Genomic DNA, 12,218 nt, shown 5'->3' with positions numbered 1-12,218 from the left:
TCGAGGCCCCGCTACGTTTAAGCTGCAGGCAAGAACCAGCAGTGGCCGGTCACCGCAAACCCCAGAACCAGCGCAAGGCTACATTTAAGCTGCAAATAATGGCACTTTAACGCGCTGTTAGTCAGCTTGGCAATGCGCTGCGGCCCCGCTGAGGCCCGGCCAGCGGCCCTGAGCAGCCCTTCCGCCCGCCGGGAGGGCTGCTCTTTTTTGTCGTACCTTCGCCGCACTTTCGCCCCGGCCCAATTTTCCCCGGCATGCCCCAGGCTACTATCTCGCTGCACAACAAAGAGTTTGCCCCTTACCTGACCGAAGCCGAGCTGCTGGCCGCCGTGCGCCGCGTGGCCACCGAGCTGAGCCGCGACTACGCCGGGCAAACCCCGCTGCTGATTGCGGTGCTCAACGGGAGCTTCATGTTCGCCTCCGATTTGCTCAAGGAACTGACCATCGACTGCGAAATCAGCTTTATCCGGGTGGCCTCGTACGCGGGTACCAGCAGCACCGGCGCCGTCAAGGAAATCCTGGGCCTGCAAGACTCCGTAGAAGGGCGCCACGTGGTTATCCTCGAAGACATCGTGGACACGGGCCACACCATGAAGATGCTGCTGGAGCAGATTGGCGCCCAACGGCCGGCTTCGCTGGAAGTAGCCTCGTTCCTGATGAAACCCGAATGCCTGCAGCACCCGCTGACCATTAAGTACCAGGGTATTGTCATTCCGAACAAGTTTGTGGTGGGCTACGGGCTCGATTACGACGGGCTCGGCCGCAACTACCGCGACCTGTACCAGGCCGTGTAAGAACAGGATACGGCTTGTCCGATTCTTTCTTACCTTTCTACAAGTTCCCCCGCTTCACTCACTCCCCGCTTACCTCTCCTCATGCTGAATATCGTGTTGTTCGGCCCGCCCGGCGCCGGCAAAGGAACCCAAAGCCAAAAGCTGATCCAGCGCTACGGTCTGGTGCACCTGTCGACGGGCGACCTGCTCCGTTCGCAGATTGCCCAGGGCACCGAGCTGGGCCTGCAAGCCAAAAAACTCATGGACGCCGGCGAACTGGTGCCCGATGCAGTGGTAATCGGCATGATTGAGTCGCAGCTGGCCGGCAACAAAGAAGCCGCCGGCTTCATCTTCGACGGCTTTCCGCGCACCATCCCGCAGGCCGAAGCCCTCGACGCGCTCATGCAGCGCTACGACACGGGCATCTCGTGCATGATTGCCCTGGAAGTAACCGAGGACGAGCTGGTAGCCCGTCTGCTGGAGCGCGGCAAAACCTCGGGCCGCCCCGACGACCAGGACGAGACCAAAATCCGCAAGCGCGTGACGGTGTATAACACCGAAACCGCCCAGGTAGCCGGCTACTACGCCCAGCAGGACAAGTTCCACTCGGTCTACGGCATCGGCGCCATCGACGACATCTTCAGCCAGCTCTGCGGTATCATCGACCAGCACCAGCCCGCCACCGTCACCGACGGCCCCACGGCCGCTGACGAAGTAAAAGCGTAACTTTGCAGGGCCAGCAGCTTCCGGCCGTTGGCGCCTGACATCAACTGTCATCCTGAGCGAAGCGAAGGACCTTATCAGGCCCGAACGATGTTACCCCAACTCGTTCCGTCTTGGCAAGGTCCTTCGCTTCGCTCAGGATGACGGCTTTTTTCACGACACGCCAGCTTAAGAATCAGGATAGATTGAGCCAGCCTCAATTTTTAATTCCTAATTCTTAATTTTTAATTCAAGCAAGTGGCTTCCAATAACTTCATCGACTACGTCAAGATCTGCTGCCGCTCGGGCCGGGGCGGGGCGGGCTCGCACCACATGTTCCGCGCCAAGGGCAAGCCCATGGGCGGCCCCGACGGCGGCGACGGCGGCCGCGGCGGCCACATCATCCTGCGCGGCAACAAGCAGCTCTGGACGCTGCTGCACCTGCAGTACAAGAAACACGTCATTGCCGGCCACGGCGAGGGCGGCGGCGAAAACCTGCGCACCGGTGCCCAGGGCGAGGACATTATCCTCGACGTGCCGCTGGGCACTATCGCCCGCGACGCCGAAACCGGCGAAATCCGCGCGGAAATCACGGAGGACGGCCAGAAAATCATCCTGACCCGCGGCGGCCGCGGCGGCCTGGGCAACGACCACTTCAAGTCCAGCACCAACCAGGCTCCGACCTACGCCCAGCCGGGCGAGCCGGGCCAGGAGGTCTGGAACGTGCTGGAGCTGAAGCTGCTGGCCGACGTGGGCTTGGTAGGCTTCCCCAACGCGGGCAAGAGCACGCTGCTGTCGGTAGTGTCGGCCGCGACGCCCAAGATTGCCGACTACGCCTTTACCACCCTGGTGCCTAACCTGGGCGTGGTGGGCTACCGCGACTACCAAAGCTTCGTGATGGCCGATATTCCGGGCATCATCGAGGGCGCGGCCGAGGGCAAGGGTCTGGGTTTGCGCTTCCTCAAGCACATCGAGCGCAACGCCACGCTGCTGTTCATGATTGCGGCCGACTCGCCGGACATTGCCGCCGAGTACCAGGTGCTGCTGAATGAGCTGGAGCAGTTCAACCCCGACCTGCTGGAGAAGCGCCGGGTGCTGGCCATTACCAAATCGGACATGCTCGACGAGGAGCTGGAGGCGGAAATCACCGCCACCCTGCCCCAGGACGTACCGCACGTGTTCATTTCCAGCATCACCCAGAAGAACATCCAGAAGCTCAAGGACCTGCTCTGGCAGCAGATTCAGGACGCCCGCCGCGACGACCCCAAGCCCCTGCGCCACAGCATCTGGGTGCAGAAAGGCAACGACGAAGCTGACGAAGAGGAATACGAGGGCGACGAGGACGAGCTGTCGGAGGACCAGTTCGATTAGTGGCATAAGCTTCAGCTTGTGCTGGCGCTGGAAGCGCCAATGCGGGGCTGGGCCTTCTGCAACAACCGGACGGCGCGGCACCAAATTGCGGCCTCTGGCCTCAGCACAAGCTGAAGCTTATGCCACTGCCATCTGTCAGCACGGCTGAACTAAACCGCTCGGCCCGGTGGTTTTCGTGCCACTGTGTCACGCCGCTAGGCTTTGGCAGAACCTTTGAGTTGCCCGAGTTTCCGAATCTGAACCTCCATACCCTGAAATACTTACCGTAAGGAATGGCTGACGCAACTTTCCCGAACCCCGACGAGCTGCAGGACCCGAACACCTCGGCTACCAACAATAGCGCCGACCACGTAGCCGGCGAAATGTTTGACGAGCAAGGCGCTACTGCCCCGGATGGCGGCGCCTCCAAGGCCGACGCCTCCCGCACCGACCAGGAAGTGGCCGATCTGAAAGACAAATACCTGCGCCTCGCGGCCGAGTTTGAGAACTACAAGCGCCGCACCACCAAGGAGCGCGCCGACCTGTTCAAAACCGCCAACCAGGAGCTGATGACCGTGCTGCTGCCCGTGCTCGACGACTTCGACCGCGCCCGGCAGCATACGCAAAGCACCGACGACGCCAACGTGGTGCGCGAGAGCATCGATATCATTCACGGCAAGCTGACCAAGGCCCTGCAGCAGAAAGGCCTGCAGACCATGGACGCTAAGGGCGGCCCCTTCGACCCGGAGCTGCACGAGGCTATTGCCCAGATTCCGGCTCCCTCGGAGGAGCTGAAGGGCAAGGTGGTAGATGAAGTGGAGAAGGGCTACTACCTCGGCGACAAGGTGATTCGTCACGCCAAGGTGGTGCTGGGCCAGTAATTTTTTAGTAGTCAGTAGCTGGTATTAGGTAGTCGGACGGAAGCGCGAGGCGAGAGGTCTTAATACTTAATACTGACTACCCAATACCGACAAAACCATGTCGACCAAGCGAGATTATTACGAAATCCTGGGCGTCGCCAAAAACGCGTCGGGGGACGAGATTAAGAAGGCTTACCGCAAGGTGGCCATCAAGTACCACCCCGACAAGAACCCCGACGACCCCACGGCCGAGGACAAGTTCAAGGAAGCCGCCGAGGCCTACGAAGTGCTGTCGGACGACAACAAGCGCGCCCGCTACGACCGGTTTGGCCACCAGGGCGTGGGCGGGGCCGCCGGCGGCGGGCACGGCCCGAGCATGGAGGACATCTTCTCGCAGTTCGGCGACATCTTCGGCGGGGGCGGGGGCTTCGAGAGCTTCTTCGGCGGCGGAGCCCGCAGCCAGGGCCGGCGCGTGCGCAAGGGCTCCAACCTGCGCATCAAGCTCAAGCTCGACCTGGAGGAAGTGGCCAACGGCGTCGAGAAGAAAATCAAGGTGAAGCGCTACACCGCCTGCAACACCTGCTCGGGCACCGGCGCCAAGAACGGCACCGAGCAGAAGGACTGCGCTACCTGCCACGGCCAGGGCCAGGTGAAGCGCGTGGTGCAGACCATGCTCGGCCAGATGGTCAGCTCCTCCACCTGCCCCACCTGCCACGGCGAAGGCAAAGTGGTAACCAGCAAGTGCGACGTGTGCCACGGCGAAGGCCGGCAGCTGGCCGAGGAAATCATCCCGATCAACATCCCGGCCGGCGTGGCCGAGGGCATGCAGCTCTCCATGTCGGGCAAGGGCAACTACCCCGAGCGCGGCGGCGTACCCGGCGACCTGCTCATCCAGATTGAGGAGGAGCCGCACGAGTTGCTCAAGCGCGACGGCAACAACGTGGTGCTCGACCAATATATTTCTATCGTCGATGCCGCCCTGGGCGCCTCGCTGGAAGTGCCCACCATCGAGGGCAAGGTGAAGGTGAAAATCGACCCGGGCACCCAGGCCGGCAAGATTCTGCGCCTGCGCGGCAAAGGCATTCCCGACCTGAACGGCTACGGCAAGGGCGACCAGCTCATCCACATCAACGTGTGGACGCCGAAGAACGTGACGGCCGACGAGCGGGCCGCGCTGGAGAAGCTGCGCAGCTCACCCAACTTCACGCCCAGCCCCGGCAAAAACGAGAAGGGCTTCTTCGAGAAAGTAAAGGAGTACTTCCAATAATCACGGATTCCTGCGGACTTTCCGGATTTGGCTTCGCCTTCCTTCGGTTCACGGATTTTGTAGACGATTGAACGGGTGGTGCCACGGCTCAAAGCCGTGGCACCACTTTTTTTTCGCAGCTGATATTATTCTGGCCGGCTGGAAACGGGAGAAAGGATGCCGCCTGATTTTACTGCCCCGGCCGAAACGCGCGGGCGGTGTACGTCACCACCGCGTCCATGCGCTGCTTCTGGGCGGCCGGGTACTGCCAGATGAAGGTGCTGAACGTGCCGTTTTGCAGGGCTCCCTTCTCGTAGAAAATGGCCGATTCGTACGTGCCGGACAGCACGTAACTGCCTGGCAGCGTTTGGGCCAGCGTGATGGTGGCTCCACGCCGCTGCCAGCTCTTCCGGCTCATCTGCAGCTGCTGCGCCACGGTGTAGTCGAGGGCATTGTAGTGGGCGTAGGCGGTGAGCGTGGTAGCGGCATCGGCCGAAACGAAACGGCGCCCGTCGCCATTCCGGCTTTCGGGAAAGGGCTTGACCAGGGCCGCGGGGTAGGGGATGCTGTAGCCGAAGCGGGCGTTATGGTAGGTCTGGTACTTGAGCGGCGCGGTCTGGAAAGCCAGGGCGGCCAGGGCGACCGAGGCCAGCAGGTAGTAGCGGTGGCGGCGCAGAAATGAGGGCAGGGACATAAGCAGCGCTATTGATTGCTCCCAAGGTAAGCGCTGCTGCCGGAGTGCCTGAACCGGGGCTGACTGGCGGCGGCCTGAAATATTTTTCGAGGGCTGTAATGCGGCGGCGGTTCCGACGATTAATTGCCCGAACCTAGCCCCCGCATGAGTCCCGCCGCCCCGCCCGTCGCCGCCGATTTTACCGCCCTCATCGGCGAGTACCAGCCCCTGCTGCTGCGCGTAGCCCGCGTGTACTGCACCGATGCCGACGACCGGCAGGACCTCTACCAGGAAATCGTGCTGCAGCTGTGGCGGGCCTGGCCGCAGTACCGGCCGGGCGCGGCCAAGGTCAGCACCTGGCTGTATCGGGTGGCGCTGAACGTGGCCGTGTCGGATTTGCGGCGGCGCAGCCGCCGCCCGCCGCCGGGGCCGCTGCCGCCCGACGCGCCCTTTGCCGCCCCCGCGCCCGACGGGCCCGACGCCGACGACTTAGCCCTGCTGTACCGGGCCATCGAGCAGCTCAGCAGCGTGGAAAAGGCTTTCGTGCTGCTCTACCTCGAAGACCGCAGCTACGAGGAAATGGCCGATATCCTGGGCATCACCCAAAACAACGTGCGCGTGAAAATGCACCGCGTGCAGGACAAGCTTCGCACCCTGTTTAGCCGCCTTTAGCCATGGACCTCGACGAGCTGCGCCGGCAATGGCGTCACCAAGCCCCTGAATCAACCCCGCCCTTAACCCCCGAAGCCATGCAAGCCATCCTTAGCCAACCCGACAGCAGCCCGCTGGGGCTTATCCGCCGCAATGCCCGGTTTGAGGCGGCCATTGCCCTGCTCTGCCTGCCCATTGCCGCCGCCGTTATCCTGCTGGCGCCCGATGCGTACCCGCGCATCATGGCCGGGTGGCTGGTGCTGATCTGCCTGGGCGCCCTGTACTACCTCTACCAGAAATTCCGGGTGCTCGACCAGCTGCAGCCCACGGCCGGCGGCCTGCGCCAGCAGCTGGAGCAGCAGATCGGAAGCCTGCGGCGCCTCGTGCAGCTCTACTACCGCGCCACCATGCTCTCGTTGTTCGGCTCGTTCGGCATCGGCCTGGTGATGCAGGGGCTGAAGTTTGCGCGCACCGAGCACGGCCCGAAGCTGGCCCTGATGCTGGGCGTGCTCGTGGTGGCCTACCTGCTCATCGGCTGGTTCACCTACGGGCTGCTGCACCGCTTTACCCATTGGTACCTGCAGCGCCTGTACGGCCGCCACATCGACCGGCTCGACGGCTACCTGCGCGACTTGCGGACGGCCGACTAGCCCCAACCCGCCGTTCGGGCCGCCTTTTTGCCGGCTCGGCCGCTTTTAACCACCGTTAACCCAAGTTTCGCCGCGGCGCATGCACTGCCGTGCGCCCGAACTCTCTACCTTGGTAGTCACAATCAGCTTCTCAACGGCTATGAAACCAATATTACAGGCCCTTGACGTACGCAAGCAGTACGCCAACCACACCGCCCTCGACGGGGTGAGCCTGGAGGTACCCGAAGGCGCCATCTTCGGCCTGCTCGGCCCCAACGGCGCGGGCAAAACCTCCCTGATTCGCATCATCACCCAGATTACCGGCGCCGACGCGGGCGAAATCCGCTTCCGCGGCGAGAAGCTCAACCCCTCGCACATCGGCCAGATCGGCTACCTGCCCGAGGAGCGCGGCCTCTACAAAAAGATGAAGGTGGGCGAGCAGCTCATGTACCTAGCCCAGCTCAAGGGCATCGGCAAGAGCGAGGCCCAGCAGAAAATCAAGGGCTGGCTGGAGCGCTTCGACATCAAGAGCTGGGCCGACAAGAACATCGAAGACCTCTCGAAGGGTATGCAGCAGAAGGTGCAGTTTATTGCCACCGTGGTGCACGACCCTTCCCTGGTCATCCTCGATGAGCCCTTTTCCGGCTTCGACCCCATCAACGCCAACCTGCTCAAGGACGAAATCCTGGCCATGCGCGAGCGGGGCGCCAGCATCATCTTCTCCACCCACCGCATGGAGTCGGTGGAGGAAATGTGCGACTACATTGCCCTGATCAACCGCTCGAAAAAGGTGCTCGACGGCCCCGTACGCCAGGTGCGCGACGCCTACCGCACCCAGACCTACGAGGTGGAAGGCCGCGGCCAGCTGATGGTGATGCACCCCGACTTCGAGGTCATCGAGCACAAGGAGCGCGAAAACGGCCACTTCTACGACCGGATCCGCATCGTGCACGGCACGCCCAACGACTTGCTGCGCTACCTCATCGGGCCGGGCAACGTGGAAATCCACGCCTTCCGGGAGCGGGTGCCGAGCATCAACGAAATCTTTATCCGCCGGGTGCGCGAAACCCAGCCCGACTACGTGCCCGACACCGACTCGGTGCTGGTGTAAGCCCAAGGCTGGCGCCGGTTTAGCCGTCGAAGACGGCATAACCGGTGCCCGAAATAAAGCAGGCTTCCAGCCTGCGTCCGGCGCCCGCACAAAATCAACCGCGGCAGTCAGCAACGGTCCACGCAGGTTGAAAACCTGCTTTATGGTAGGCACCGGTTACGCCGTCTTCGACGGCTAAACCGGCGCCAGCTCCTGATCCTTTCTCCCGAAATTTCCTCTTTCCATGTCTAAAATCTGGCTTATCGCGCAGCGCGAATACCTCACCCGCGTGCGCAAGAAGAGCTTTATCATCATGTCCCTCATCGGGCCGCTGCTGACGGTGGCCCTGTTTGCGGTACCCGTGCTCATTGCCAAAATGTCGGATAGCGGCAAGGTGGTGGCCGTGGCCGACGCCGGCGGCCTCTTCGCCGGCAAGCTGCCCGAGGCCAAGGACGACATCAGCTTCACCCGCGTCTCGTCGGATCTGGTCACGGCCAAGGCCGAGTTCAACAAGGCCAAGTACGACGCGCTGCTCTACATTCCGAAGCTCGACATCAGCAACCCCAACGGCTTCCAGGTATTCTCGCGCAAGGGCCTGGGCATGGCCCTGGAACGCGACATCAACCGGGCCGTGAACAACGCGGTGGAAAACCAGCGCCTGCAAAAGGCTGGCATCGACCGCACCGTGCTCGACAACCTGAAGGCCGACGTGGACCTGCAGACGGTGAGCCTGAGCGACGAGGGCGAACGAAGCTCCAGCACGGGCATCAGCACCGGCGTAGCCTATGCCGCCGGCTTCCTGATTTACATCTTCATCTTCATCTACGGCGTGCAGATTATGCGCGGGGTGATGGAAGAAAAGACCAACCGCATTGTGGAAGTGGTTATTTCCTCCGTGAAGCCCTTCCAGCTGATGATGGGCAAGGTGCTCGGCATTGCCGGCGTGGGCTTCACGCAGCTGGCGCTGTGGGTCGTCCTCTCGATGGGCATCAGCTCGGTTATGGCTGGCTCCATGAGCCCCGAGAAGATTGCCGAGGACCGCATGGCCCGCACCACCGCCGTAGCCCGCGTGGACACCCCGCAGGACAAGTCGGCCAAGAAAGAAAACATGATGGCCCAGTTTACCCAGGCCCTCGACAACGCCGACCTCAACGTGCCGCTGCTGGTGGGCTGCTTCCTGTTCTACTTCCTGGGCGGCTACCTGTTCTACGGCGCCCTGTTCGGGGCCATCGGCTCGGCCGTCGACAGCGAGACGGATACCCAGCAGTTTATGATGCCCGTCACCATGCCCTTGGTGCTGACCTTCGTGGTGTCGCAGGCCATCCTGACGACCAACCCCAACGGGCAAGTGGCCTTCTGGATGTCGATTTTCCCCCTGACCTCGCCCATTGCCATGATGATGCGCCTGCCCTTCGGCGGCGTGCCCATGTGGCAACTGGGCCTGTCGATGGCCCTGCTGATTGCGGGCTTCGTGGGCGCCATCTGGCTGGCTGGCCGCATCTACCGCGTGGGTATCCTGATGTACGGCAAGAAAGTCACCTACGGCGAGCTGTCGAAGTGGCTGTTCTACAAGGGGTAGTCGCCGGCCAGCGGTAGCACCGGCAGTCATTGCGAGGCGTAGCCGAAGCAAGCTTTCCTCTAGTATAGTAGCACCGCCGACGAAGTACCTACTGTCCGCCAATCTATCAGAATGAAAACAGCCCCGCCCGCAGCTGCAGTTGCGGGCGGGGCTGTTTTTCGGTGGGGGCTATTCGTGGCGTCGTGCCGCGAGAGGAAGGCTTGCTTCGTCGTTCCTCCTCGCAATGACTGCCGGTGAACCGTTTTACCTTTACTGCCATGCGCCTCCTGCTTGCCTCTCTGTTCGTCCTGCTGCTACCCATAACTGCCCGGGCCGCCAACCCGCCCGCCGACGACCGGCCGGCCTACCGCCTGTTCACGGCCGAGGGCAAGCCCGTAGCGTTCGACAAAATGACCAAGGAGCTGGCCACGGCCGACGTGGTCTTGTTCGGGGAGCAGCACAACGACCCCATTGCGCACTGGCTGGAGCTGCAAGTGGCCCGGGACTTGGCCGAGCGCAAGGCCGGGCAGCTGGTGCTGGGCCTGGAAATGTTTGAGCGCGACGTGCAGCCGCTGCTGCAGCAGTACAACGTGGGCGAGCTGGAGGCCAAAGCTTTCGAGGAGCAAAGCCGCCCCTGGCCCAACTACCCGACCGACTACAAGCCTCTGCTGGAGCTGGCCCGGCAGCAGAAGCTGCGCGCGGTGGGCACCAACGTGCCGCGCCGCTACGCCCAGCAGGTAGCCAAAGGCAGCCTCACGGTGCTCGACGCGCTGCCCGCCGAGGAAAAAGCCTGGCTGGCCCCGCTGCCCATCAAGGTCGACTACGAGCTGCCGGGCTACCAGGGTATGCGCAAAATGTTCGGCGGCGACGCCAGCCACGCGGCCGGGGTGCAGAACATCATCCAGGCCCAGGCCCTGAAGGACGCCACCATGGCCCACTTCATTCGCCAGAGCCGCCAGCCCGGCCAGCTGCTGCTGCACGTCAACGGCGCCTACCACTCCGACAACCACGACGGTATCGTGTGGTACCTGCGCCAGGCCGAGCCCGCACTGCGCATCCGCACCATCAGCACCGTCGCGCAGGCCCAGCTGCAGAAGCTGGACAAGGAGCATCTGCAGAAAGCCGACTATGTGCTGGTGGTGCCCGAAGACATGACCAAGACCTACTAGGCCTCATGCAGAAGCTGGTAGTCATTTGGGGGCTGCTGCTGGGTAGTGTGGTAGCGGGGCGGGCGCAAGGTTTTCTGGCGGATTATCAGCGCTACCTGCGCCAAAGCACCCAGGCCAGCCAGGCCGACCGGGAGCGGGAAATAAGCCTGCTCCGGGAAATACTGGCGGCGCACCGGCAAAAGACCGGTCGTGACCTGGCCGCGGCGGATACCCTCACCCTCATTACGCTGCAGTCGGTGGAAGTAGCCGGGTACGCACCGGACGGGGGCATAATCTGGAACCGCACGGATACCGTGTGCTTCCGGCGGCAGTACCAGCACGGGCGGCCGGTCGTCAGCTACGAGCCGTTCCTGGAGCCCGCCCTGGATGACTACGACGACATTGGCCCGGATTCGCTGGTGGCCCTGGTGGCGCGGCGGCAGTTTGCGCGGGCGCAGCAGCTGGCCCGGGAGCATCCCGTGCACGATGGCCGCCGTAGCCGGGTAGTGGCGGCCGTAAGAACACCGGCTGGTTATCGGATTACTGCTTTTACCTTGCCGGCCTTCGGGCTTTTGCGCTTCGAGCGCCGCCGTAAATAACCCGCCGCCCGGCGCCGGACCGCCGCATCCGCCGAGCGGTGTACTGGCTAAATTCCTTGCTTTAACTCCCATGATTTCGACCCAAAACCCCGCCGCCCTCCCCGACGCCGCCACCCTGCAGCAGCTCTGCAAGGCCATGGCCGTGCTCGACGCCGTCAACTCCCCCGACTGGGAATATCGCTACCACTCCTACGACCCGGCCTGGGGCGAAGACGAGGCCGTGTTCCAGCTCAACACCGGCGAGGGCGACGAAATGCTCATCCTCTTCCGGCCCGAAGGCTGCTGCATCAATGGCTTCGTGGACACCTACGAGCAGCCCGACAAGGCCCGGGCCACGCAGGGGCTGCCCGCCGCCTTCGAGGAGTTTGTGTTCGGGGAGCCGGTATCGTCCATCGGCACCACCTTCTGCCTGTGGTACACGCCCGCCACGGGCTGGCAAACCGGCGAGCTGGACGTCAGCGCCGACGACGGCTCGGAGGAAATGCTCTACCTGCTCGACGGCCGCCCCGAGTCCTACGCCGAATGGGCCAACGAGTACTTCGTGGAAGACACCGGCCGCCAGCTCATCGAGGTGGAGGACGTGGCCCGGGTGTACCGCGGCGAAACCCTGACGCGCGAGCAGGTGCAGCGCCTCAACCAGGAGCTGGAGCCGGAAGATATGGTGCAGTTGGAAACCGATTTGCAGGAAATCGGCTACCCGTACAGTTTCAGCCAATAGACCACGTATTAAGATGGTGCGCCTAAGTGGCTGAAAAGGGTTGTCGTATGATGAACACAAAACCTCTGCTGGTGCTACTGGCGGCAATTAGCTTACCCAAGTTGCGGGTTACAGTCCGAAGCGGTCGATTGCGTGTACAAAGACGAAGAGGCCGATTTTAAGGGCGAAGCCGGCGGCCGTGGTGGCGTGGATCTTCTTGGGGAAGCGCTCAGTCAAGCCGC

The 12,218-nt window shown here is 62.9% G+C and carries 13 protein-coding genes and 1 pseudogene; 12 read left to right on the top strand and 2 right to left on the bottom strand.

The features are described 5' to 3' along the window. Positions 1-254: 254 nt before the first annotated feature. The 5 genes from hpt (at position 255) to dnaJ (ending at position 4,952) form a co-directional block, all read left to right on the top strand. Positions 255-794, top strand: coding sequence for a hypoxanthine phosphoribosyltransferase (hpt, locus tag EJV47_RS08165; protein ID WP_126692670.1), 540 nt, complete (start codon positions 255-257; stop codon positions 792-794). Positions 795-875: 81 nt separating this feature from the next. Next, positions 876-1,499 (top strand): adenylate kinase, encoded by a 624-nt coding sequence (locus EJV47_RS08160; RefSeq protein ID WP_126692669.1) that lies wholly within the window; start codon positions 876-878, stop codon positions 1,497-1,499. A gap of 234 nt (positions 1,500-1,733) precedes the next feature. Continuing rightward, on the top strand, positions 1,734-2,846 hold the full coding sequence (gene obgE, locus EJV47_RS08155; protein WP_126692668.1) for a GTPase ObgE: 1,113 nt from the start codon (positions 1,734-1,736) through the stop codon (positions 2,844-2,846). A 272-nt stretch (positions 2,847-3,118) separates the two neighbouring features. Next, on the top strand, positions 3,119-3,706 hold the full coding sequence (locus tag EJV47_RS08150) for a nucleotide exchange factor GrpE (protein WP_243651060.1): 588 nt from the start codon (positions 3,119-3,121) through the stop codon (positions 3,704-3,706). A gap of 97 nt (positions 3,707-3,803) precedes the next feature. Further along, entirely contained in the window at positions 3,804-4,952 is a 1,149-nt protein-coding gene (dnaJ, locus tag EJV47_RS08145; RefSeq protein WP_126692667.1) for a molecular chaperone DnaJ, read from the top strand. Positions 4,953-5,121: 169 nt separating this feature from the next. On the opposite strand, the gene EJV47_RS08140 is transcribed toward dnaJ, so the two are convergent. Then, positions 5,122-5,625: a hypothetical protein gene (locus EJV47_RS08140; protein WP_126692666.1), complete on the bottom strand. Its 504-nt coding sequence runs from the start codon at positions 5,623-5,625 to the stop codon at positions 5,122-5,124. Positions 5,626-5,769: 144 nt separating this feature from the next. Here EJV47_RS08140 and EJV47_RS08135 point away from each other — a divergent pair, with 144 nt between their 5' ends. The 7 genes from EJV47_RS08135 to EJV47_RS08105 all read left to right on the top strand — a co-directional run bounded on the left by EJV47_RS08135 (position 5,770) and on the right by EJV47_RS08105 (position 11,997). Then, entirely contained in the window at positions 5,770-6,276 is a 507-nt protein-coding gene (locus tag EJV47_RS08135; protein WP_126692665.1) for an RNA polymerase sigma factor, read from the top strand. Between the two features lie 77 nt (positions 6,277-6,353). Next, positions 6,354-6,905: a hypothetical protein gene (locus EJV47_RS08130; RefSeq protein WP_126692664.1), complete on the top strand. Its 552-nt coding sequence runs from the start codon at positions 6,354-6,356 to the stop codon at positions 6,903-6,905. 139 nt (positions 6,906-7,044) lie between these two features. Then, positions 7,045-7,995, top strand: coding sequence for an ABC transporter ATP-binding protein (locus tag EJV47_RS08125; protein ID WP_126692663.1), 951 nt, complete (start codon positions 7,045-7,047; stop codon positions 7,993-7,995). A 223-nt stretch (positions 7,996-8,218) separates the two neighbouring features. Beyond that, positions 8,219-9,553, top strand: coding sequence for an ABC transporter permease (locus tag EJV47_RS08120; protein WP_126692662.1), 1,335 nt, complete (start codon positions 8,219-8,221; stop codon positions 9,551-9,553). A gap of 257 nt (positions 9,554-9,810) precedes the next feature. Beyond that, the gene (locus EJV47_RS08115; protein ID WP_126692661.1) at positions 9,811-10,701 is read left to right on the top strand and encodes a ChaN family lipoprotein; all 891 of its coding nucleotides are present in this window, start codon (positions 9,811-9,813) and stop codon (positions 10,699-10,701) included. A gap of 5 nt (positions 10,702-10,706) precedes the next feature. After that, a complete protein-coding gene (locus EJV47_RS27950) occupies positions 10,707-11,279 on the top strand; it encodes a hypothetical protein (RefSeq protein WP_165903661.1) in 573 nt (190 codons plus the stop codon). Between the two features lie 70 nt (positions 11,280-11,349). Continuing rightward, a complete protein-coding gene (locus EJV47_RS08105; RefSeq protein ID WP_126692659.1) occupies positions 11,350-11,997 on the top strand; it encodes a hypothetical protein in 648 nt (215 codons plus the stop codon). 108 nt (positions 11,998-12,105) lie between these two features. On the opposite strand, the pseudogene EJV47_RS29130 reads toward EJV47_RS08105, so the two are convergent. Beyond that, positions 12,106-12,218: pseudogene (locus EJV47_RS29130) on the bottom strand (IS982 family transposase); the annotation flags it as partial.

The organism is Hymenobacter gummosus, assembly GCF_003970915.1.
In the GTDB taxonomy this organism is placed as follows: domain Bacteria; phylum Bacteroidota; class Bacteroidia; order Cytophagales; family Hymenobacteraceae; genus Solirubrum; species Solirubrum gummosum.
Note: the sequence above shows the minus strand (reverse complement) of the source record. Positions and strands in the feature narration are given on the sequence as shown.